At 73.0% G+C, this 21,351-nt stretch carries 19 protein-coding genes, 1 tRNA gene and 1 riboswitch; of the genes, 7 read left to right on the plus strand and 13 right to left on the minus strand.

The genetic code is table 11. The features are described 5' to 3' along the window. Window positions 1-204: 204 nt before the first annotated feature. The 6 genes from ACGFX4_RS20250 to ACGFX4_RS20275 form a co-directional block, all read right to left on the minus strand. A complete protein-coding gene (locus ACGFX4_RS20250; RefSeq protein ID WP_393076062.1) occupies window positions 205-537 on the minus strand; it encodes a hypothetical protein in 333 nt (110 codons plus the stop codon). 406 nt (window positions 538-943) lie between these two features. Then, window positions 944-2,308: an FAD-binding oxidoreductase gene (locus tag ACGFX4_RS20255; protein ID WP_393076065.1), complete on the minus strand. Its 1,365-nt coding sequence runs from the start codon at window positions 2,306-2,308 to the stop codon at window positions 944-946. Window positions 2,309-2,545: 237 nt separating this feature from the next. After that, window positions 2,546-3,385, minus strand: a complete 840-nt coding sequence (locus ACGFX4_RS20260; protein WP_393076068.1) for a beta-glucanase — start codon at window positions 3,383-3,385, stop codon at window positions 2,546-2,548. Window positions 3,386-3,569: 184 nt separating this feature from the next. Further along, window positions 3,570-3,761, minus strand: a complete 192-nt coding sequence (locus ACGFX4_RS20265; protein WP_393076070.1) for a hypothetical protein — start codon at window positions 3,759-3,761, stop codon at window positions 3,570-3,572. Window positions 3,762-3,863: 102 nt separating this feature from the next. Further along, window positions 3,864-3,949 (minus strand) — tRNA-Ser (locus ACGFX4_RS20270). Window positions 3,950-4,007: 58 nt separating this feature from the next. Next, window positions 4,008-5,780 (minus strand): S1C family serine protease, encoded by a 1,773-nt coding sequence (locus ACGFX4_RS20275; RefSeq protein ID WP_393076073.1) that lies wholly within the window; start codon window positions 5,778-5,780, stop codon window positions 4,008-4,010. A gap of 199 nt (window positions 5,781-5,979) precedes the next feature. Next, window positions 5,980-6,129, plus strand: a riboswitch (TPP riboswitch). A gap of 58 nt (window positions 6,130-6,187) precedes the next feature. On the opposite strand from ACGFX4_RS20275, the gene ACGFX4_RS20280 reads away from it, so the two are divergent. Next, entirely contained in the window at window positions 6,188-7,489 is a 1,302-nt protein-coding gene (locus ACGFX4_RS20280; RefSeq protein WP_393076075.1) for a purine-cytosine permease family protein, read from the plus strand. A 61-nt stretch (window positions 7,490-7,550) separates the two neighbouring features. On the opposite strand, the gene ACGFX4_RS20285 is transcribed toward ACGFX4_RS20280, so the two are convergent. Continuing rightward, on the minus strand, window positions 7,551-8,525 hold the full coding sequence (locus ACGFX4_RS20285; protein ID WP_393076078.1) for a GlxA family transcriptional regulator: 975 nt from the start codon (window positions 8,523-8,525) through the stop codon (window positions 7,551-7,553). Window positions 8,526-8,627: 102 nt separating this feature from the next. Between ACGFX4_RS20285 and ACGFX4_RS20290 the strand changes: the two genes are divergently transcribed. From ACGFX4_RS20290 to ACGFX4_RS20305, 4 genes are all read left to right on the plus strand, one after another. After that, entirely contained in the window at window positions 8,628-9,221 is a 594-nt protein-coding gene (locus ACGFX4_RS20290) for an MBL fold metallo-hydrolase (protein WP_393076081.1), read from the plus strand. A gap of 226 nt (window positions 9,222-9,447) precedes the next feature. Beyond that, a complete protein-coding gene (locus ACGFX4_RS20295) occupies window positions 9,448-10,260 on the plus strand; it encodes a glycerophosphodiester phosphodiesterase (RefSeq protein WP_393076084.1) in 813 nt (270 codons plus the stop codon). Between the two features lie 179 nt (window positions 10,261-10,439). Then, window positions 10,440-10,925 (plus strand): ATP-binding protein, encoded by a 486-nt coding sequence (locus ACGFX4_RS20300; protein ID WP_393076473.1) that lies wholly within the window; start codon window positions 10,440-10,442, stop codon window positions 10,923-10,925. Between the two features lie 62 nt (window positions 10,926-10,987). Further along, a complete protein-coding gene (locus tag ACGFX4_RS20305; protein WP_393076087.1) occupies window positions 10,988-11,965 on the plus strand; it encodes a DUF5926 family protein in 978 nt (325 codons plus the stop codon). A gap of 171 nt (window positions 11,966-12,136) precedes the next feature. Here the strand turns inward: ACGFX4_RS20305 and ACGFX4_RS20310 are convergent, their stop codons facing one another. Next, a complete protein-coding gene (locus ACGFX4_RS20310) occupies window positions 12,137-12,781 on the minus strand; it encodes a bifunctional DNA primase/polymerase (protein WP_393076089.1) in 645 nt (214 codons plus the stop codon). A 387-nt stretch (window positions 12,782-13,168) separates the two neighbouring features. On the opposite strand from ACGFX4_RS20310, the gene ACGFX4_RS20315 reads away from it, so the two are divergent. Further along, on the plus strand, window positions 13,169-14,521 hold the full coding sequence (locus ACGFX4_RS20315) for a PP2C family protein-serine/threonine phosphatase (RefSeq protein WP_393076092.1): 1,353 nt from the start codon (window positions 13,169-13,171) through the stop codon (window positions 14,519-14,521). Between the two features lie 152 nt (window positions 14,522-14,673). Continuing rightward, window positions 14,674-16,167, plus strand: a complete 1,494-nt coding sequence (locus ACGFX4_RS20320) for an aminopeptidase P family protein (protein ID WP_393076095.1) — start codon at window positions 14,674-14,676, stop codon at window positions 16,165-16,167. Window positions 16,168-16,195: 28 nt separating this feature from the next. On the opposite strand, the gene ACGFX4_RS20325 is transcribed toward ACGFX4_RS20320, so the two are convergent. The 5 genes from ACGFX4_RS20325 to ACGFX4_RS20345 form a co-directional block, all read right to left on the minus strand. Further along, window positions 16,196-16,951, minus strand: coding sequence for a hypothetical protein (locus tag ACGFX4_RS20325; RefSeq protein ID WP_393076097.1), 756 nt, complete (start codon window positions 16,949-16,951; stop codon window positions 16,196-16,198). A 322-nt stretch (window positions 16,952-17,273) separates the two neighbouring features. Beyond that, window positions 17,274-18,026: a hypothetical protein gene (locus ACGFX4_RS20330; RefSeq protein ID WP_393076099.1), complete on the minus strand. Its 753-nt coding sequence runs from the start codon at window positions 18,024-18,026 to the stop codon at window positions 17,274-17,276. Between the two features lie 309 nt (window positions 18,027-18,335). After that, window positions 18,336-19,328, minus strand: a complete 993-nt coding sequence (locus ACGFX4_RS20335; protein WP_393076102.1) for a hypothetical protein — start codon at window positions 19,326-19,328, stop codon at window positions 18,336-18,338. Beyond that, window positions 19,325-19,969 (minus strand): RNA polymerase sigma factor, encoded by a 645-nt coding sequence (locus ACGFX4_RS20340; RefSeq protein ID WP_393076476.1) that lies wholly within the window; start codon window positions 19,967-19,969, stop codon window positions 19,325-19,327. Before ACGFX4_RS20340 ends, ACGFX4_RS20335 begins: the two co-directional genes overlap by 4 nt. Before the next feature lie 134 nt (window positions 19,970-20,103). Beyond that, entirely contained in the window at window positions 20,104-21,342 is a 1,239-nt protein-coding gene (locus ACGFX4_RS20345) for a hypothetical protein (protein ID WP_393076105.1), read from the minus strand. Window positions 21,343-21,351 lie beyond the last annotated feature (9 nt).

A 21,351-nucleotide genomic window follows, 5' to 3' on the forward strand; every position in this document is an offset into this window, starting at 1 on the left:
GGGGGGGGGGTGGGGTGGGGGGGGGGGGGGGGGGGGCGGGCGGGCCGGGCCCCGGGGGGGCGGGCGGGCGGGGGGGGGGGGCGCGGGGGGGGGGCGGGGGGGGGGGGGGGCGCCCCCCCCCCCCGCCCCTCTGTCGTCCGTCGTCCCGTCGAACCCGCCCAGTGCGGTGACCCTTTCCGGCCCGGGCGGTGCGACGGCCCGTCGTCAGCCGGCGAGGACCGGCGCGAAGACGAAGGTGAAGTTGGTGTTGGACTGGTCGGCGAGGACCAGGCCCGCGTTGTCCTTCACCCCGAGGTTGTTGTTCTGGTTCGAGGCACCGGCCCCGGTCGCCGTCTGCTGTGTCCAGTTGTAGTTGCCGTCGACGGAACCGAAGACGTTGCCGCTGCCGATGTTCGAGACCACGCTGCCGTTCGAGCCGTGGTCGGCAGCCGCACCGTTGTCGGCCGCTGCGACGCCGACCCCGACGAGCAGCAGACCGGCTGCGAGCGGGACGGCGGCCAACAGGCCGGCCAGGCGAGTGGTGCGGAAGCGCGCCATGAATTCCTCCGTGGTGCCGTGGTGCTGGGAACTGCTGATGGTTGCGGGAGTTCGCGGCCAGACGAACCCCTGCGGGCTGCGACGCCGAGGACCAGACTTCCGCAACAAATCGACAAAGCACCAGCACCGGAACGGCTTTTCCCCCGTTAGCGTGATGTCGACGCGTCGGCGCATAGTCCGCATGCGGTCGGTTCGTTGACAGACACACCGCCGCCCACCTGCGAAATGACCCGTACGGCTGCGGGCCGCACCCGGTCGGACGCCGCGCGGGCGGGGCACGTTCGGCGAGCCGTGCGACTCGCACGGCGCACGAACCACCGAACGCGCCCCGGAAAAGTCGAATCAGCCATCCATGTCGACAATTCCAGCCGAATCGGCCGACTTTGGATGAAATGAATAATGACGGTCAGAAGGTCTTACCCGGATTGAGGATTCCCAGCGGGTCGAAGACCCCCTTGATCTGCCGCTGCAGCTCCAGCCCGACCGGCCCCAGCTCCCGCGCCAGCCACTCCCGCTTCAGCAGCCCGATGCCGTGCTCGCCCGTCACCGTGCCGCCCAGCTCCAACCCCAGCGCCATGATCTCGTCGAACGAACGGCGCGCCCGCTCCGTCTCGTCCTCGTCCTTCGCGTCGAAGATCACCACCGGATGGGTGTTGCCGTCCCCCGCGTGCGACACCACACCGATCGTCAGCCGGTGCCGGTCCGCGATCTCCGCCACCCCGTTCAGCATCTGAGCCAGCCGCGCCCGCGGCACCGCGACGTCGTCGATCATCGTCGTCCCCATCCGCTCCATCGCCGGCAGGGACAACCGCCGCGCCTGCATCAGCAGCTCCGACTCCGCCCGGTCCTCGGCCGGCACCACCCCCGTCGCCCCCGCCTCGGCGCACACCTGCGCCACCGCCGCCACCCGCTCCCGCCGGTCCGGGCCGTCGAACGCCACCAGCAGCAGCGCCCGCGTCGACTCCGGCAGGCCCATCTGCGCCATCTCGTTCACCGCGCGCACCGTCGTCGCGTCCATCAACTCCATCAGCGACGGCACGAACCCCCGCGCCATCACCTCGCACACCGCCGCCCCCGCCGCGTCCACGCTGTCGAACTCCGCCGCCAGTACCAACGCCGGCTCCGGCGCCGGACGCAGCGCCACCACCGCCTCCACCACCACCCCCAGCGTCCCCTCCGAGCCGACCAGCAGCCGCGTCAGGTCGTAGCCCGCCACGCCCTTCGCCGTCCGCCGCCCGGTCCGCAGCAGCCGCCCGTCCGCCAGCACCACCTCCAGGCCCAGCACGTACTCGCTGGTCACCCCGTACTTCACGCAGCACAGACCACCCGCGCCGGTGCCGATGTTGCCGCCGATCGTGCACGACTCCCAGCTCGACGGGTCCGGCGGGTACGCCAGCCCCACCTCGCCCGCCGCGCGCGACAACTCCGCGTTCACCACGCCCGGCTGCACCACCGCGATCCGCTCCACCGGATCGACCGCCAGGATCCGGTCCATCTTCGTCAGCGACAGCAGGACGCAGCCGTCCACCGCGTTCGCCCCGCCCGACAGGCCCGTCCGCGCACCCTGCGGCACCACCGGCACCCGCAGCTCGCTCGCCGTCCGCATCACGTGCTGCACCTGCTCCACCGACTCCGGGAACACCAGCACCGCCGGCTCACCCGCCGCGCAGAACCCCGCCATGTCGTGCTTGTACGCCGCCAGCACGTCCCCGTCCACCGCCACCGAACCCGCCGGCAGTCCCTGCCGCAGCCGCTCCACCAACTCGCCCATACCGCGCCGCCTCCGCACTCGGGTACCCCTGTCCGCCTCGCACTCTCCCCCGCCCGCCGACCCCCGGCAAGCACACCGCACATCGGCTGCGAGGCCGCCTGGCGCCGATCCGGGCGGGGACGGACGCGGACACGCTCGGGAAGGGCGTGGCCGGCGTCTGCACCCAGCCGTACGGCGCGGGGCTCCCGGGTGCGGTGGGGAAGTCCGCCCTCACGGCGCACCGGGACGGCCACGGCGCTACCGGACGGTGGCGAGGGGGATCCTGGTGAGGATGGATCCTGGGTGCCCGGGCAGCGCCTCCCCGCCTGAGCCGGGGTGACCGATGGGTGCCGGGCGGTCGATCCGCAGCAGGTCCACCTCCATGGAGACCGGGTCGATCCCGGTCGGCGGGTGGTGAAAACTGCCGTCGCTGATGGAGAGGTTGAGGATCAGATAGGCGGAGAAGTCCGGCCCCACGCCGGTGCTGTCGGACCACACCTCGGTCAGCCTGTCGGGCGTGGTGCCCACGTACCAGGTGTCGTTGTCCGTATCGAGCCTGACGGCGATGTAGACCCACTTGCCGGCGCCGACCGCGGGATCGGCGTAGACGGTGCTGCCCGAGCGGACATGGTTGACGAACTCGATCTGGTCGGGCCGGTCCGCGTACCACTCAAACAGGTCGACCTCGCTCCCGCCGTCCCGCCACGTCCACAGGCAGGGCCAGGCCCCGGAGTCCGCGGCCGGAAGCCGCACATGGACCGTCACCAGGTCTCCGGTGCGCGCCTGGACGCCGCTGCCGCCCGAGTCGCAGGAGTCACCGGTGGTGATCAGACCGGTGTTCCACTGGCCGTCGTCCCGGTGCGTGGCGGTGACCGTGAGATGCCCCGACGCGACGCTCAGGGACGAAGGAGTGAGCCGGTCGCGTTTCCAACTGTCGGGATTGTCCGTGCAATTGGCATACGCCGCGGTCTGCCAGCCCCAGGCGCTGCCCAGGCCGGTGTCGAGAGTGGCGAACTGTTCGAGGAGGACCGTCCGCATGCCGCCCTGGGACATGGGGCTCGCAGCCACCGGGGAGCCCTGACCGAGCGCGGCGGCCACGGCCATCGAGAGTGCCACGAGGAGTCTGGTCACCATGGCGCCAGGATCCCCGCCCCCGGACGAACGCACCTACGATGAAGCCGAACGGAGGAAACGGCCTGCGGCACCCGACTCGCACGCCGACGAGCAGCGTGTTAGCGGTGACACCGGACCGGCCGGGAGACCGGCCAGGACCGCGCCACCGTCAATCCAGAAGTCCCCGTCGCACCATCTCCGCCTCGATCAGCTCGCGCATGGCCTTCCAGCCACGACGTCCCTTGTTGAAGGCCGCGCGGGCCTCACCGGCTCGATAGCGTTGCAACTCGGCGCGGAGCTCGTCGTCGGGCATGTGCCGGTACTTCTGCGCCTGATCGGCGTCCTTCTTCCACCTGGGCAAGGGGCACCCCCATCGGTCGAGCCCCTTGTTTGTCCCGGGTCACGGGCAGGGGAAAGGAGTCGACCCCTGACCGTTGGTACTGGTCAGGGGTCGTTTCATAGGCGGAGGGTGTGGGATTTGAACCCACGGTGGCGCTAGGCCACGACAGTTTTCAAGACTGTTCCCTTAGGCCGCTCGGGCAACCCTCCTCGGCGGAGGCCAGCCTAACGGGTTCGGGTGGGTTCGGTGCACACCGTTTCGGCCGGATCAGCTGTCGCCCTTGCGCTCGCCGAGGGTGACGGTGGTCTTGGCGGCCTTGCCGTCGCGGGTGTACTCGACCTCGACCTTCTCGCCGGGCTTGTGGGTCCAGATCTCGCTGACCAGGGTCGGGCCGCTGTCGATGGAGATGCCACCGAGCTTGGTGATGACGTCGCCGGGCTTGAGGCCGGCCTGGTCGGCGGGGCCGCCGGGGGTGACGGGCGGGGTGCCCTTGACCGCGGAGGTCTGGATCTGGGCGCCGTCGCCCTTGTACTCGTCGTTGCGCAGGACGCCGAGGATCGCGTAGACGGGCGTGCCGTCCTTGATCAGGGTCTGGGCGACCCACTTGGCCTGGTTGATCGGGATGGCGAAGCCGAGGCCGATGGAGCCGGCCCGGCCGGAGCCCGAACTGTTGGACTGGATCGCGGAGTTGATGCCGATCACGGCACCCTCGGCGTTGAGCAGGGGGCCGCCGGAGTTGCCGGGGTTGATCGAGGCGTCGGTCTGCAGGGCGTTCATGTAGGACGCCTGGGCGCCGGTCTCGTCGCCGGAGGCGACGGGGCGGTCCTTGGCGCTGATGATGCCGGTGGTGACGGTGCCTTCGAGGCCGTACGGGGCGCCGATGGCGATGGTGGCGTCACCGATGGCGACCTTGTCGGAGTCGCCGAGCGGCAGCGGGGTGAGCTTGCCGGTGGGCGGGTTGTCGAGCTTGACGACGGCGACGTCGTAGCCCTGGGCGCGGCCGACCACGGAGGCCGAGTAGGACGAGCCGTCGGAGAACTTGACGGTCAGTTTGCCGCCGTCGGCCGCGGGGGCGACCACGTGGTTGTTGGTGAGGATGTGGCCCTCGGTGTCGAAGACGAAGCCGGTGCCGGTGCCAGACTCGCTGGAGCCCTGGGCCTTGATGGTGACGGTGCTGGGCAGGGCCTTGGCGGCGATGCCGGCGACGGAGCCGGGGGCGCGGTCGAGGTTCTGCTTGCTGTCGCCGACGGAGACGGTGGTGCTGGTGTGGCTGTTGCCACCCGCGGAGCTGCTGCCGCCGTCACGACTGGCGGCGCCGATCGCGCCGCCGACCAGGCCGGCCACCAGGGCGACCGCGGCGACCAGGGCGATCAGGCCGCCGCGCTTGCGGCCGGGCTGCGGGCCGCCGGGCGCGGGGGTGCCCCAGGCGGACGGGTACTCGGGGGTGCCGGAGCCGCCGCCCGCGCCGTGGCCCCAGCCGCCGAGCGGCTGGCCGGCGCCGAAGGGGTGGTGCGGCTCACCGGGAGCGGCCGGAGCGGCGGGGTGAGCACCGGGCGCCGGCTGGGCGAACGCGGCGGTGTCGGCGGTCGGCGAAACAGGCGCGCCGGGCGCAGCGGGTACGGCCGGCGCAGCGGGTGCGGCCGGCGCGGCGTACGGATTGGCGGGCTGCTGCGGCGCACCCTCGGCCGGTCGGGCGTACGGGTCGGCCGGCGGCTGCGAAGCGGCGGGTGCCACCGGGGCGGCGGGCGCGGCCGGGACGGCCGGCGGCGGGGCGTCGATGTACGACGGCTGCCCGGCCGGGGCGCCAGGGGCGGCGGGCGCGGCGGGGGCGGTGGGCTCCGGGCTGTCGGCCTTCGCGAGCGAGGGCGCGGCGGGCGCGGCCGGGGCCGCGGGGGCGGCGGGCGCGGGCGGGACGACCGGCGGCGGGGCGTCGATGTACGACGGCGGCGCGGTGTCGGGAGCGGGAGCAACGGCCTCGGAGCCGGTGGAGCTCTGCTGCTCCTCCGGCCCGGTGGAACCACTCGCGTGCTCGGTGCTCACGGACGACCTCCATAGCTGACAGGACCTTGGCCCATAGTTTTTCGCATAGCCGGTTGGGGCGCCGTAAGCGGCCTCCTGAAGAATCCATGAGAAGGCTTAGGCGCCGCTGACAACCCCTGCCGGTGGTCCCGGGATACGGACGGGTACCCCCTTGGCCTTGGCACTCTCCCCGCCTGGCGTTAGCCTGTCGCCCTTGTAACCGAAGAATCGCGGGAGCTTGGACCAACCAGGCTGAGAGTGCACCGGTTCGACCGTATGCCATGGCGGTGACGCCAGGGCGGTCGAGGGGGTGCAGACCGCCGGAACCTGTCCGGGTAATGCCGGCGTAGGGAGTATCGGCCATGACGGCTGTTTCGCCTGCCCCAATTTCCGAAGAGACCTCGTCGGCGCGTGCCGAGGCGCCGCTGGTGCTGGACACCGCGCCGCCGCGCACCCTCGACTTCCGGGCGCTGTTCGCGCTCTGGGCCAACCTCGGGGTGTCGCTGATCGGCTTCACCTCGGCGGCGACGGTGCTGGGGGCGCCGGGCCAGGAGCTGGGCTTCGCGGCGGCGGTGACGGCGATCGTCGCCGGTACCGCGATCGGTACCGCGATGCTCGGTGTGGCGGCGCTGATCGGTACCCGGACCGGCGCTCCGGCGATGGCGGTGCTGCGCGGTCTGTTCGGCACCCGGCTGTCGTACGTGCCGACGGTGCTGAACATCCTGCAGTGCATCGGCTGGGGCGTGTACGAGCTGATGGTGATCGCCTGGGGTGCCCAGACGGTGGCCGGGACCGAGGGCTGGCGCTGGCTGTTCGTGGTGCTGGCGGGTGCGCTGACCACGGTGCTGACCATCTGGCCGCTGGGTGCGATCGCGGTGCTGCGCAAGTACGTGGCGATCGCGGTGGGCGTGGCGATGGTGTACTTCACGGTCCAGCTGGGCCGGCAGGGCTTCCCGGACCCGGGCGCGGGCAACTGGAACGGCTTCCTGAAGGCGACCGACGCGATCATCGCGGTGTCGATCTCGTTCGTGCCGCTGGCCGCGGACTACACCCGGCACGCGCGGACCACGCGGTCCTCGTTCTGGGGGACGTTCTCCGGCTACACCGTGGCGCAGGTGTGGTGCTACGTGCTGGGCCTGATCGCGCTGCTGCAGTCCGGCGGCGACCCGGAGAAGATCTTCTCCTCGTTCACCGGGGTGGCGGCGGGCTGGGCGTTCCTGCTGGTGCTGGTGGTGCGGGAGACCGACCAGTCGTTCGCGAACGTGTACTCGACCGCGATGTCGGTGCACAACCTGCTGCCGCGGGTGGACCGCCGGGTGCTGACCGGCGGGATCGGCGTGCTGATCACGGTGCTGGCGCTGCAGATCCAGAAGTTCACCGATTCGTACTACGCGTTCCTGGGCCTGATCGGGTCGGTGTTCGTGCCGCTGCTGGCGGTGCTGGCGGTGGACTACTTCTTCGGCGCGGGTCGGCGGGGCTGGGACCTGGGGCAGGACGCGCCGTCCCGCTGGTCGATGCTGCTGCCGTGGGTGCTGGGCTTCGCCACGTACCAGTTCCTGGCGCCGACGGCGATCACCCCCGGGTGGACGGACTTCTGGACGAAGGCGCAGGAGGCGGTGCACTTCACGCCGCAGGCGTGGTCCTCGGCCTCGCTGTTCTCCTTCCTGGTGGCGGGCGTGGTGACCGCCTCGGTGGCGGCGCTGAGCAAGCCGAAGCTCCAGGCCCTCTGACAGGCCCACTGACAGGCCGCTCCGAGGCACTCCGAGGCACTCCGAGGCACTCCGGGGCGGTCTAGGCGCCGGTCGGGGCCGGCTCGGCGCGGGTGAAGGTGCGCCGGTAGTTGCGGGGCGGCACGCCGCGGCGGCGGACGAACTGTTCGCGCAGGACCGCGGCGCTGCCGAAGCCGGAGCGGCGGGCGACATCCTCGACCGGGAGGTCGGTGGTCTCCAGCAGTTCCTCGGCCCGGGCGAGGCGCAGGCCGAGCAGCCAGGCGTGCGGGGTGGTGCCGGTGGCGGCGGTGAAGCGGCGGGCGAAGGAGCGGCGGCTCATCAGGGCACGGCGGGCGAGCTCGGCGACCGGCAGCGGCCGGTCGAGGTGTTCGCGGGCCCAGGCGAGGACCTCGGTGAGCCGGTCGTCGTCGCCGTCGTCGGGCACGGGGGCGGCCAGGTACTGGGCCTGGCCGCCGTCGCGGTGCGGGGGTGCGACGAGTTCCCGGGCGAGGGCATTGGCGGCGGCCGCGCCGTACTCGCGGCGGACCAGGTGCAGGCAGAGGTCGAGTCCGGCGGCGGCGCCGGCGCCGGTGACCACGCTGCCCTCGTCGACGTAGAGGGCGTCGGGGTCGACGGTGGTGGCCGGGTGGCGTGCGGCGAGCAGGTCGGCGAAGCGCCAGTGGGTGGTGGCGCGGCGGCCGTCGAGGAGTCCGGCGGCGGCCAGCGCGAAGGTGCCGACGCAGTGCGCGGCGACCAGGGCGCCGCGCTCGTGGGCGGCGCGCAGGGCGTCGAGCGCGGCGGGCGGCGGCGGGGTGCGGAAGTCCGTCCAGGGCAGGGCGAGGACCAGGTCGGCCTCGGCGATCCGGTCGAGGCCGTGCTCGACGGTGAGCGGGGCGCCGAGGTCGGTGGGGACCGGGCCCGGCCGGTCGGTGCAGAGCGCGAAGTCGAAGCGCGGCAGGGCGGCGGGCGGGGCGCCGAACACCTCGCAGACCACGCCGACGGCGAGCAGTCCGGCTCCGGGCGGCAGGTAGGCGGCGACGTTGTGGAACGGCGGCATCCGGGCAGTCTGGCACGGCCGTGCAGGCGTTGGCACGATTCCCGCGATCGGTGGCACGGCGGCCACTCGTCGCGTCCCGGTCGCCCCGGCAGGCTTGCTGCCATGACTGACGCACCGGTCGGCCGCAGCGCCGCCTACACGATCCTGACCACCGGCTACACCCTGTCCACCGGCCCCGGGGTGGCCGCCACCGTCTCCTTCGTCGAGGACGGGGAACGCCGGGTGGTGATCGACCCCGGCATGGTGGCGAGCCGCGACCGGATCCTCGGGCCGCTGGCGGAGCTGGGGTACGGCCCGGACGACGTGACCGACGTGGTGCTCAGCCACCACCACCCGGACAACGTGCTGAACGTCGGGCTGTTCGGCCGGGCCCGGGTGCACGACCACAAGGCGGAGTACCTGGCCGACCAGTGGGTGGACCGGGACGCCGAGGGGTACGAGCTGACGCCGTCGCTGCGGCTGATCCGCACGCCGGGGCACAGCCCGGAGGACATCACGCTGCTGGTGGGCACGGCGGACGGGGTGGTGGCGTTCGCCGGGGACCTGTGGTGGCGGCCGGACGGCCCGGCCGAGGACCCGGTGGCGCCGGACCGGGACGGGCTGCGGGCCTCCCGGGAGCGGGTGCTGGCGGCGGCGGACGTGATCGTGCCGGGCCACGGCGGCCCGTTCCCGGCGGACGAGCACGCGGTGCGGTGAGCACGCGGTGCCGTGAGCGTGCGACGTGCGGTGACCGGGCGCCGTGCGGTGACCGGGCGCCGTACCGGGGGGCAGCGCCGTGCCTGGCACAGCGCCGTGCCGGGGCGCTCGGCAGCGCTCGTCGGGGCACGGTGCGCGGCCCGGCGCACGCCCCGGCGGATCTGTTCACCCCGGGTTCCCCGTGGCGGTGCGGGGGCATCACGGGAGCCCCAGTAGGGTGGTTGACGTGGACACCCAGCCCCTCCCCGTTCCCGGCGCAGCCGCCCCGGCCGACCGCTCGGCCGTGAAGGTCATCGCGCACCGCGGCTCCTCCGCCGCCCTGCCCGAGCACACCGTCGAGGCGTACGCCCGGGCGATCGAGGAGGGCGCGGACGGGCTGGAGTGCGACGTCCGGCTGAGCGCCGACGGGGAGTTGGTGTGCGTGCACGACCGCACGGTGCGCCGGACCTCGGACGGGCAGGGCGCGGTCTCGTCGCTGACCCTGGCGCAGCTCTCCGAGCTGGACTTCGGCTCGTGGAAGTCGCCGCAGGCGCCGACCCCGGCGTCGATCCTGACGCTGAGCGCGCTGCTGGAGCTGGTGGCGGACGCCGGGCGGCGGGTGGAGCTGGCGATCGAGACCAAGCACCCGACCCGGTTCGCGGGCCGGACCGAGGCCGAACTGCTGCGCATGCTGGAACGGTTCGGGTTGATGCCCGAGGACCCCGCGGAGTCCTCGGTGCGGGTGATGAGCTTCTCCGAGCTGTCGCTGCACCGGGTGCGCCGGGCCGCGCCGCAGGTGCCCACGGTGTACCTGCTGGAGCGGAAGCTGCCGGTGATCGGCCGGACCAGGGCGCTGCCGGGCGGCGCGCGGATCGCCGGACCGGGCATCGAGCTGGTGCGCCGCGACCCCGGGCTGGTGACGGCGCTGCGCCGGGCCGGGCACCGGGTGCACGTGTGGACGGTGGACCGGCCGGAAGATGTCGAACTCTGTCTGGAACTCGGTGTCGAGGCGCTGATCACCAATCGGCCGGCCGAGGTACTTGCTCAGCTCGGTCGTTGAAAACGGTTAATTTCCAGCCGTTTTCACGACGGAACGTGAGCTGCGCATCACCTTTTGCACACCGTGTGTGGTGCTGCTCCGAAATGGCCGTCGACGATCGTCGAACGCCCGTTTCCGACGCATTACCAAGGGGCATCCATCCCTCGGCAGGAGCTGAAGGAGGTCCGGGGGTGGCGTTGATGGTGGCGCGTACTGTGCCAGTTGCAGCCGGGACGACCTCATCGGCGATGGCGGTTCCACATGGTCCGTCCAGCGTCGGCGTGGCCCGGCGCAGGCTGCGTACCGATCTCGGTGACCGCGCGATACCTGACGCGGTGATCGACGATGCGGTGCTGATTCTCTCCGAACTGCTCAGCAATTCCTGTCGGCACGCACGTCCGTTGGACATCGACGAGGCGTCGGCCGATCAGGACGGAACGGTGCTGGTGCGGTGGGGAATGCGGCGGGACGGGCTGCTCACCCTGGAGGTGACCGACGGCGGTGCGAGCACCAGACCGCGGCCGGGCAGTCCGTCGGTGAGCGCGCACGGCGGCCGGGGGCTGAACATCGTGGGCGAGCTGGCCAGCGACTGGGGGGTGCGGCACGCACCCGGTCAGGTGACGGTGTGGGCCGAGCTGCCGGCGTTCGAGCAGGTCGGAGCGGCCGTGGAACAGCACGGCCGCTGAGCGGGGCACGTGAAGGTCTAGGCTGCGGGGAGCAACGTCGCCGTCCCCGGGAGAGCCGCACCATGGCCAAGAAGGCCGCCAAGAAGCAGACCGGTCAGTCCACCGTCGTCGAGGGCGACATCCCCGTCGTCGGTGCCCGTGAGGCGTGCCCGTGCGGCTCCGGCCGCCGGTACAAGGCCTGCCACGGCCGCCAGGCCGCCCACGCGGTGCAGGAGTTGGTGCACCGCCCGTTCGAGGGCCTGCCGGGCGAGGCGGACTGGGTGGCGCTGCGCGAGCTGGTGCCGGCCGCGACCGTGCCGCTGACGCTGGCCGCCGGGGTGGCGGAGTCCGCGGTGGGCGAGGTGCCGTCGGTGACGCTGGCGACCGTGCTGCCGCTGGCCTGGCCGGCGCTGCGCCGTCCGGACGGTTCGATCATGCTGGGCCTGCAGACCCAGTCCTCGTCGGGCGACCTGAGCCGTGACCTGGCGGACGCGCTGGAGGCGGCCCTGGCGACCGAGCCGGGCAGCCCGGTGCCGGCCCGCCGGACCGGTGCGGGCGGCCGCCGCCTGCAGGAACTGCTGGACACCTCGGCTGAGTTCACCCCCGCGGTGCACACCGGTTTCGAGTTCTGGCTGGAGGACGCCGAGTCGGCGACCGGTGAGGTCGCGGCCTCGCTGGAGCGCGCCAACGCCTCGGCGATCCCCACCGAGAAGGTCACCAGCGTGGACTCCGCGTACTGGTGCGGCACCCCGGACAAGAACCACCTGCGCTGGGTGATGACCGTGCCGGAGGAGGAGCTGCTGGACGCGCTGGCGCGCCTGTCCGCGGCGGGCACCTCCTCGCTGGGCGAGGGCACCAAGCTGGTCGGCTCGTTCCGCGCGCACGGCCTGACGGTGCCGGTCTGGGACCTGCCGCTGGAGATGACCGCGGACGACTGCGAGAAGCCGGCCGCCGAGTTCGCGCAGCGCCTCGCCGAGGTGCTGGCCGCCCCGGCCCCGCTGACCGCGGAGGAGCGTCGGGCGCGCGCCAACCTGGTGAGCCGTCAGGTCACGCTCAACTGATTCCGTTCCGGAATCGAGGCGCCTTCGAGTGACCTGCGTCACATTTATCCGGCCTGCGGAAAATTCCAAGACCCCGCTGGCGTGGACAAATTGGCGCGGAGGCGGATCTTTGTTACTGTTTCAATAGTCCGACCGCTGGTGCATCCCCCGTCGCCAGCGGTCGGATCTTTTTTACCGGTTCGGCAGGGTGACCGCACTGGCGGTGATCAAGCCCCCGAGCAGGGTGCCGACTTGGGGCAGCCAGGGCTCCCCCGGCAGCGGCCGCCGCACCCAGTGCACCCCGCCTGCGCCGGTCCGCGACGGCGGCAGCGCCAGGTAGCCGCCCGGGCCGTGGTAGCGCAGCGAGCCCGGCACCCACGGCCGCTCGGCCAGCAGCGACCCCAACTCGTCCAGCGTGTACGGCGCGGTCAGCAGCACGAAGTGGTCGACGGTGGCGAGCACCGGGCCGATCATCACCCCGGTCTCGGCGAGGTGGCGCAGCAGCCACGGCCCGGCCGCGCGGGGCAGGCTGACCGCGCAGACCGCCCGCCCGGTGGCCACCAGCACCGGCGCGCCGGGCGCCCGCCGCTCCCACCACCAGCGGACCATCCGCGGGTCGGTGGTGGCGGCCTCCAGCGGCGGATCCAGCGGGTGCTCCCCCGGGGCCGGGCAGGCGGGCGCGCCGCACGAGCAGGGGCCGTCGTCGCCGCGGAGCGCGCGGGCGCCGGGCACCACCGGCCAGCCCCGGCCGACCGCCGCGTCCAGCGCGGCGGCGAGGGCGACCGTCCGGGCCCGCCGCAGGGGCGGCCACCACAGCCGGGCGGCCGGCTCGGACATCTGACCAGGGCGCGTACGGCGCATGGCGGCTCGTTCCCTTCCGCGACCGGGGTGAGTGACCGGGCTGAGTTGTGTGGGGGAGGCACCGCGAGGAGACCGGGCCCTGGAACGAGAATCCCCCATACGTCCAGATGGACGCCGCCAGGAGGCCGCCGGTTCCACCGTACGAGTGAGGTGGCGGCCGCTCGGGCGGGTGAGTGGCGGCCGAAGCATACGATCCCGAACGCGACTTGATCATCCGTCACACTCCGGTCCCGGCAGCGGTATGGACATGCCCCGATCGGGCTGTGTACAAGTGGTGGATTCGTGCCGAGAAGTGAGTCAAGAACCGTATCGGTCGGTCTCGGGGGTCCTGCGTGACATGTTCCGGATTGTGGGGAGTTGCACATGACCGACGTCCAACCGCTGCTGCCGGTGGAGACGCTGCCCGACTTCGGTGAGCCCTCGGCCGACCTGCAGGACCGTTTGGCCGGATGGCTGTCCGATTTCACCAGCCTGCAGGAGCACACCGAGCTGCTGGCCCGGGCGCGCGGCCTGGCCGCCACCCTGGACACCGTGCTGGACTCCGGCGCCGCGCTGCTCGGCGCCCGCCGCGGCCTGATCGTCACCGTCCGTCCTGGCCCGGCCCGCACCCTGGGCCGCCCGGTCGGTCTCGGGCTGGACCGCTCGATGCTCGGCGCGCTGGAGACCGTCCCCGCCGAGCACGGCCCGTTCGCCGAACTGCTCAGCCACCCCGTCCGGGGCGGCCGGCTGCTGATCGACGACCTGGCCACCGACCCGACGGTCGGCCCGCGATTCCGCGAGGTCGCCGCCCAGTTGGGCCTCGGCGCCTGCTACGCGCTGCCGCTGGCCACCGAGGCGGACGGGCCGCTGGGCGCCGCGGCCTGGTTCTACGACGAGCCCGGCCGCCCGGACGAGCGGCGCGAGCACCTGGCCCAGCGCTACTGCGAGTTCGCCGCGCAACTGCTGGCCCGGCAGCTGGAGGCCGAGCAGGCGGTTCGGGCCACCGAGGCACTGCGCCGCGGCCTGCTGCCCGACCACCTGCCGACCGTGCCCGGGGTGAAGATCGCGGCCCGCTGCCGGCCCGGCGCGCTGGAGCGCTCGGCGGGCAGTGCCTGGTACGACGCGATCGCCCTGCCGGACGGCACGCTCGGGCTCACCGTCGGCAGCGTGCTGGGCGACGGCCCGGGCGCGGGCCCCGGCTCCGCGCCCGGCGCGGCCGCCGCGATGGGGCGGGTGCGGGCCGCCCTGCGCGCGTACGCGGTGCTGGAGGGCGAGGACCCGGTGTCCGTCCTCGGCGACCTGGAACTGCTGCTGAAGACCACCGAGCCGACCCGGTCGGCGACCGCCGTGTACGCCTGCGTCAACCCGGACGACCGGCGGATCTCGCTGGCCGGCGCCGGCCACTGCCCGCCGGTGCTGCTCACCCGCTTCGGCGCCAACTTCGTGGAGACCTCGCTGTCCGCGCCGCTCGGCATGCTGAGCTGCTGGGAGGCGCCCGGGGTGGAGCTGACCGCCGAGCCCGGCGACGTCCTGGTGCTGTACACCGAGAGCCTCGCCCGGCGCTGCGGGTCGACCCTGCACGGCGGGCAGGCCGCGCTGCGGCGGGCCGCCTCGGACGCGCCGCGCGACGTCCGGCTGGACCCGGACCGGCTGTGCGAGCACCTGCTGGCGCCGGCCGTGGCCGGCGACGGGCCGGCCGAGGACGACCTGGTGGTGCTCGCCGTGCGCTTCGACTAGCCACCCCTGCGGAGACCGGGGAGGCGGGCCCGGGGTGGGGGCTCCCGGTACCGAACGGTTGTTTCGTACCATGGGTCGCAACGGCCGCCCGCCGCCCCCGCGACCCGGGAGCGCGCGACCGGCGGCACCACGCGCGCAAGGAGGCGACGTACGTGACCGAGGACCGTACCCCGGCGGTGTCCGAGAACCCCGAGGGAGCCGCCGCGGCAGAAGAGGACAAGCCGATCAAGTCCCGCAAGAACGGGCTCTACGGCGAAATCTCCGACGAGCTCGCGGCCTCGATGAAGTCCGGCTGGGCCGACACCGAGCTGCGCGGCCTGCAGCCCGTCCCGCAGGCGGCGTACGCCGCCGAGCGCCGGGCGAAGCTCTCCGCCGCCTTCCCGGGCGAGCGCCTGGTGGTCCCGGCCGGCAACCTGCGGGTGCGCGCCAACGACACCGACTACGCCTTCCGCGCCGCCAGCGAGTACGTGCACCTGACCGGCGAGCAGAGCGAGGACGCCGTCCTCGTCGCCGAGCCGGTCGGCGAGCAGGGCCACGTCTTCGCGCTGTACCTGCGCCCGCGCTCCGACCGCGAGAACGGCGAGTTCTGGCTCGACGGCCACGGCGAGCTGTGGGTCGGCCGCCGGCACAGCCTCACCGAGGCCGAGGAGCTGTACGGCCTGCCCACCCGCGACTGCCGCAAGGCCGCCGAGGAGCTGGCCGCCGCCACCGTCCCGACCCGGATCGTCCGCGGCTACGACGCCGGCCTGGAGGCCGCCCTCACCGCGCAGCTCGACGAGGAGAAGGACGACGAGCTCAAGGTCTTCCTCTCCGGTCTGCGCCTGGTCAAGGACGAGTGGGAGGTCGCGGAGCTGCGCGCCGCCTGCGACGCCACCGTCAAGGGCTTCACCGACGTGGTCCGCGAGCTCGGCCAGGCCGTCGCCACCTCCGAGCGCTGGATCGAGGGCACCTTCTGGCGCCGCGCCCGGGTCGACGGCAACGACGTCGGCTACGGCTCCATCGCCGCGGCCGGCCCGCACGCCACCACGCTGCACTGGGTCCGCAACGACGGCGACGTCCGCCCCGGCGAGCTGCTGCTGCTGGACGCCGGCGTGGAGACCCGCAACCTGTACACCGCGGACGTCACCCGCACCCTGCCGATCAACGGCCGTTTCGACGCGCTGCAGCGCAAGATCTACGACGCCGTGTACGACGCGCAGGAGGCCGGCATCGCGGCGGTGAAGCCGGGCGGCCGGTTCCGCGACTTCCACGACGCCGCGCAGCGCGTCCTGGCCGAGCGGCTGCTCGCCTGGGGCCTGCTCGACCCGGCCGTGTACGACGTCGAGAAGGTCCTGGAGCTCGGCCTGCAGCGCCGCTGGACCCTGCACGGCACCGGCCACATGCTCGGCCTGGACGTGCACGACTGCGCGCACGCCCGCCGCGAGAACTACGTCGACGCGCTGCTCGTCCCCGGCATGGTGCTGACCGTCGAGCCCGGCCTGTACTTCCAGGCCGACGACCTCACCGTCCCCGAGGAGTACCGCGGCATCGGCGTGCGGATCGAGGACGACATCCTGGTCACCGCCGACGGCAACGAGAACCTCTCGGCCGGCCTGCCGCGCACCGCCGACGAGGTCGAGGCCTGGATGGCCTCGCTCGCCGGCTGATCACCCGGCCGACCGGCACACCGGCACGTCAGCCCCGGTAGGCGGGCGTGCCGGTGTACTCCGAGACCAGCGTCGGCGCGGCCGAGCCGTCGGCGGGCAGGGTGACGATCCCCTGCGCGGTGCGGGCCGCGACCGTCTTCCCGTCCGGGGAGAAGACGGGCGCCGCGTAGTCGGTGGTCGCCTTCGGTGTCAGGTCGTGGGCGCCCCCGTCCGTCCGCTTGGTCGCGAAGAGGTGGGCGTGGCCGTCGACCGAGCGGACGAAGACGATGTCGTCCCCGTCGGACGACAGGGCCGGCTCGGAGCCCTTGCCGAGGGCGTAGCCGGTCTGGCGGATGAAGTCGTCGCGCACGAAGACCTCACCGGTGACCCGGTTCGCGTAGACCGCGATGCCCAGGTCTCCCCCGCCGTCCGGCCAGAGGTTGCCGGTCTGCGGCAGAGGCTTGCTGTCCGGGCCGCTCTCGTTGCCGAGGCTGATCGGCTGCGGGGCACCCTCGACGGCCGAGGACTTCACTCCCATCAGCCGCAGCACGCCGTTGGTCTCGGCCGCGAACAGGAGGTTGCTGCGCGCCGGCACCATCCCCTGCCCCTGGACCGGGTTGACCTGCCAGGTGGGGTGGGTCCAGACCTGACCACCCGGGTTCTTGGCGACCGTGGTGCGGGCGGTCCCGTCCGGCGCCGAGACCACCAGGCTGCCGGAACCGTCGATGAACGCCGCGTGCTTCCCGTCCGGCGACCACGCCAGATCGTGCACCTCGGTCCCGAAGTCGACCAACTTTCCGTCCATCACCACGAACTTCGTACCGTCACTGACGGTCAGCCCACCCTTCTCCGTCCCGTTCAGCTTCGAACGCGAAGGAGACGGCGACGCCGTGGGCGACGGCGTGACCGGCGGAGCGGCCTGCGGCGGCCCGCTCGACGCCGCAGCCGACGCCGCGGCGGTCGGGGCAGCGCCATCGCCCGAGCGGTGCGACGGATCGGCACACCCGCTCAGGCCCGTGGCGAGTGCCGCGGCCAACGGAACGGCCAGAACCGCACGCCGACCACGACGGACGGAACGACGGACAACGGATGCGCGCACAGCGCAACCCTCCTCGGTTGAAAGCGGATCAGGCCCGGTAGGCGGGCAGTCCGGTGTACTCGGATACCAGCGTCGGCGCGGCCGAGCCGTCGGCGGGCAGGGTGACGATGCCCTGCGCGGTGCGGGCCGCGATGGTCTTGCCGTCCGGGGAGAAGGCGGGCGCCGCGTAGTCGGTGGTCGCCTTCGGCGTCAGGTCCTCGGCCTCACCGGGCTTCCGGAAGTCCTCCCGGAAGAGGTGGGCGTGGCCGTCGACCGAGCGGACGAACACCACGTCGTAGCCGTCGGGTTCCATCGCCGGTTCGGACCCCTTGCCCAGGGAACCGCCCGACAACCTGAGGTAGTCGTCGCGGAACCAGACATCCCCGCTGCGGCGGTTGGCGTAGACGGTCTGGCCGTGGTTCCCGGCGCTGCTGGGCCACAGGTTGCCGGTCGTCAGCGGCCGGGCGGCATCCTCGCCGTTGGCGCCGACCACCTGGAATGCCGCCGGGGTCCCCCCGGTCGCGTTCGCCTTCACCGTCATCAGCCGGAGCACGCCGTTGGTCTCGGCCGAGAAGAAGATGTTGTTGCGCGGCTGGTTCTCCGCGCCACCCGAGAAGACCTGCCAGGTGGGGTGGGTCCAGACCTGACCGCCCGGGTTCTTGGCGACCGTGGTGCGGGCGGTCCCGTCCGGCGCGGAGACCACCAGGCTGCCGGAACCGTCGATGAACGCCGCGTGCTTCCCGTCCGGCGACCACGCCAGATCGTGCACCTCGGTCCCGAAGTCGACCAACTTTCCGTCCATCACCACGAACTTCGTACCGTCACTGACGGTCAGCCCACCCTTCTCCGTCCCGTTCAGCTTCGAACGCGAAGGGGACGGCGACGACGTGACCGGCGGAACGGCCTGTGGCGGCCCGCTCGACGCCGCAGCGGACGCCGCGGCGGTCGACACAGCGACATCACCCGAACGGTGCGACGGATCGGCACACCCGCTCAGGCCGGTCGCGAGTGCCGCGGCCAACGGAACGGCCAGAACCGCACGCCGACCACGACGGACGGAACGACGGACAACGGACGAGCTCATCGTGGACCCCCCTGGGACGACAACGGATCAGTGTCCAGCAGCGGCGGTGCCGGTCGGGCTCGGAGTCGCCGAGGCGGTGCTGCTCGGCCCGGCACTCGTCGACGGGCTGGCGGCCGGCTGGCTGGCCTGCGTGGTGGCGGTCGCGCTCTGGGGCGGAGTCGCCCCGCCTTGAGCGCAGGCCGACCCTGCACCGGCAGGGGTGGCTGCCGCGACCGTCGTATCCACGGTCAGCTCACCGACTATCCGAACGGCCTTGGCCGGTTGACCGTTCGGGCTGTCGTCGGTGACCCCGCCGAGCAGCACGCCGATCTGGACGGCACCGGCCGGATGACTGCCGTCCAGCTTGAGCCGGTACCGGACCGTGTGACTCTCACCGGGCCCGATCGCGAACGCGCCGTTCCCGCGCTGGGCCTGGTCCAGGGCGAGCCCCGTGCCCATGGCGTCCTTCCAGCCGGAACCGGTCTCCACCTGGAACTGGTTGCCTGCCGCGCAGGGGGAGGGCGCGCCCCACTCACCGAGGCCCGGCACCAATTTGGGGAAGGACACCTCGGTGGTGTTGGTGAAGGTCACCTTGAACACCAGCGGGTCCGCACCGGCTGTCAGGGTGGCGCCCTTGGCCAGACCGTCGACCGTGACACTGAGAGCGGTCGACTGGTAGTCCTGAGGAATGGCCGGAACACCGCCCGGGGTGATGGTCATCGACGGCGACGCGCTCGGTTCGGCCGGGATCTGCATGTCGCCGGTGGGCGAGGCGGTCGCGGAGACGGAGGCCGCCGGGCCGTTGTCGCGCTTGGCGGCGGTGGGGGTGCCGTGGATGGTGTAGAAGCCGGCCGAGGCGGCGGCCAGGGCGAAGAGCGGGACGGTGACCGCGTAGACGGGCTTGAGCTTGCGCAGCTTGGTCTTCGGCGGGGCGGCCTGGCGGAGGCTGTGGACGGTGACCTGGTTCGCGCGGGCGGTGAGCGCCTCGCGCAGCAGCCGTTCGGTGGGGGTCTCCTCGACGGGATGCCTGTCGCTGCTCATCGGACCTTCTCCAGGTGCTTCTCCAGGGCGTCCAGGGCCCGGCTGGCGGTGGACTTCACGGCACCCCGGGACAGGCCCAGGGTGTCGGCGATCTGCGCCTCGGTCATGTCCGACCAGTAGCGCAGCACGAGCACCTCGCGCTGGCGCTGCGTCAGTTCGTTCAGGGCGACGAGCACCCGGCGGTGTTCGTCGTTGAGGACGGCGTGGTCCTCGGCGGAGGGCGCGTCGGCCTCGTGCGGAGGCACGTACTCGCGGGCGGTCTTGCGGCGGCGCAGCACCGAGCGGGCGCCGTTGACGACCGAGGTGCGCAGGTAGCCGAGGGCGTTGTCGAGGTCGTCGAGGTGTTCGCCGTGCTTGGAGTAGAGGGCGGTGAAGGCCTCCTGGACGACGTCCTCGGCGATGTCCTGGTGGTCGACCAGCAGGACGGCCATCCGGACCAGGCCGAGCCGGTGTGCGTGGTAGAGCTCGGTGAGGGTGGGCCGCTGCTCGTCGGCCGGCCTGCCGCCGCGCAGCAGGCGGAAGCCGCGTCGCGGTTCCGGCCGTGCCTCGTCCGCGGGGGCGCCGAGCGCCCCGAACAGCAGCCGGATGAAGCCCCGAACGCCGCCGTGTGCCGTCGTTCCGGCCACCGGCGCGATCGCCATGGACATCTGTGTGTTCTGCTTTCCCCCGGGACATCCGGTGGCGTCGGCCACCGGACGTCAGGTCCAGTGATCAAGAATGATGATCGGACGTATCCTGCACCACCGCGTCGCACACGGAGCAGGCAGGCGGCGTTTCAGTGAGCGACCGTCAGCTGCTGGGTGGTCAGAGCTGCGTAGTGGCCGTCCGCGTGGGCACCGACGGCGACGGTCAGTGCCGCAAGGTCGGCGGGGGCGGTCTTCGCCAGCGAGAAGCGGAACATCATCCGCTCGCCGCGGCCGGCCGCGAGCGCCTGGTTGAAGGCGGTGGTGTCGACCCTGAGGCCGTGCGTCGCGCCGCTGCAGGTCTCGACGGTGGGGACGGACTGCCAGGCGCCCTTCCAGAACACCTCGGCCTTGATGTCCTCCTTGCGCAGCACCTGCCGGGTCTCGAACGGGCTGTTCTGCACGTCGAGCAGGCTGACCTCGGGCGCGACGGCCTTGAACGGCCCGCCGGTGAAGTTGACCACCTGGGTCTCGACGACGACCGCGGCGCCGCCGGCCGTCACGGGGCCGGTGAGCTTCTGGGTGAGGGCGGCCGTCGGACGGTGCGGGTCGACCACCTGGACGTCCGTCACGGTGACCTTGCCGAGCTGCTGGAAGTTGTCGCCGATGTAGGCGGCGGCCTCGACCGGCAGGGTGCCGGGGCCGTTGTCGGCGGCGAGCGCCATCCGGTACTCGATGGTGCGGGCGGCGCCGGGGGCGAGGTCGAACCGGGCGTTGTTGCCGGTGGTCGCGTAGTCCATGCCGGTGCCCTGGGAGAGCGAGGGCAGCTTGGTCCAACCGCCGGTGTCCTTGCGCTCCAGCGTCCCGGCCGCCATCGGCATCGGGTCGCCGCAGCGGGCGCCCGCGAAGTCGCGGGAGGAGACCACCGGGCGGATGCCCCGGTAGCTGCGGTCGGTGTCGTTGGTCCAGGTCACCGAGAACGTGACGGCCTTGCCGCCGGCCTCGGCCCTGGCACCGGCCAGGCCGTTGATGCGGACGGAGAAGCCCGTGCGGGCGGCGGCCTTGGCGGGGGCGGGCGTGGTCGCGGCACCGGTCGGCGCGGTGGTGCCGGTAGCGGCCGGGGTGGTCGGGTCCTGGGCCGGGGTGGACGGCGAGGCGGACGCCGGGACGGACGGCGAGGCGGACGGGGCCGAGGTGGTCGGCGCGGCCGTGGCGGCGGCGGAGGTCGCGGCGGCGGCCTTGCCGGCGTCGGGGTTGTCGCAGGCGACGGCGCCGACGGCCAGCACGGCGGCCAGCGGGACGGTCGCCGCGAGGCGGTGGCCGCGACGGGTCCAGCCGGTGCCGGCCAGCGCGATGTTCTTCGCAAAACGGTCGATAACGGACGTGTTCATGGCGCAACC

The sequence above is a fragment of the Kitasatospora sp. NPDC048365 genome, from assembly GCF_043200835.1.
GTDB classification, from domain to species: Bacteria; Actinomycetota; Actinomycetes; order Streptomycetales; family Streptomycetaceae; genus Kitasatospora; species Kitasatospora terrestris.

What these genes read in the sequence shown, in the direction of transcription:
- ACGFX4_RS20250 (WP_393076062.1), bottom strand. Translation starts at nt 537, where the DNA reads ATGGCGCGCTTCCGCACCACTCGCCTGGCCGGCCTGTTGGCCGCCGTC.
- ACGFX4_RS20255 (WP_393076065.1), bottom strand. Translation starts at nt 2,308, where the DNA reads ATGGGCGAGTTGGTGGAGCGGCTGCGGCAGGGACTGCCGGCGGGTTCG.
- ACGFX4_RS20285 (WP_393076078.1), bottom strand. Translation starts at nt 8,525, where the DNA reads ATGCCGCCGTTCCACAACGTCGCCGCCTACCTGCCGCCCGGAGCCGGA.
- ACGFX4_RS20290 (WP_393076081.1), top strand. Translation starts at nt 8,628, where the DNA reads ATGACTGACGCACCGGTCGGCCGCAGCGCCGCCTACACGATCCTGACC.
- ACGFX4_RS20300 (WP_393076473.1), top strand. Translation starts at nt 10,440, where the DNA reads ATGGTGGCGCGTACTGTGCCAGTTGCAGCCGGGACGACCTCATCGGCG.
- ACGFX4_RS20305 (WP_393076087.1), top strand. Translation starts at nt 10,988, where the DNA reads ATGGCCAAGAAGGCCGCCAAGAAGCAGACCGGTCAGTCCACCGTCGTC.
- ACGFX4_RS20310 (WP_393076089.1), bottom strand. Translation starts at nt 12,781, where the DNA reads ATGTCCGAGCCGGCCGCCCGGCTGTGGTGGCCGCCCCTGCGGCGGGCC.
- ACGFX4_RS20315 (WP_393076092.1), top strand. Translation starts at nt 13,169, where the DNA reads ATGACCGACGTCCAACCGCTGCTGCCGGTGGAGACGCTGCCCGACTTC.
- ACGFX4_RS20325 (WP_393076097.1), bottom strand. Translation starts at nt 16,951, where the DNA reads ATGGACGGAAAGTTGGTCGACTTCGGGACCGAGGTGCACGATCTGGCG.
- ACGFX4_RS20330 (WP_393076099.1), bottom strand. Translation starts at nt 18,026, where the DNA reads ATGGACGGAAAGTTGGTCGACTTCGGGACCGAGGTGCACGATCTGGCG.
- ACGFX4_RS20335 (WP_393076102.1), bottom strand. Translation starts at nt 19,328, where the DNA reads ATGAGCAGCGACAGGCATCCCGTCGAGGAGACCCCCACCGAACGGCTG.
- ACGFX4_RS20340 (WP_393076476.1), bottom strand. Translation starts at nt 19,969, where the DNA reads ATGGCGATCGCGCCGGTGGCCGGAACGACGGCACACGGCGGCGTTCGG.
- ACGFX4_RS20345 (WP_393076105.1), bottom strand. Translation starts at nt 21,342, where the DNA reads ATGAACACGTCCGTTATCGACCGTTTTGCGAAGAACATCGCGCTGGCC.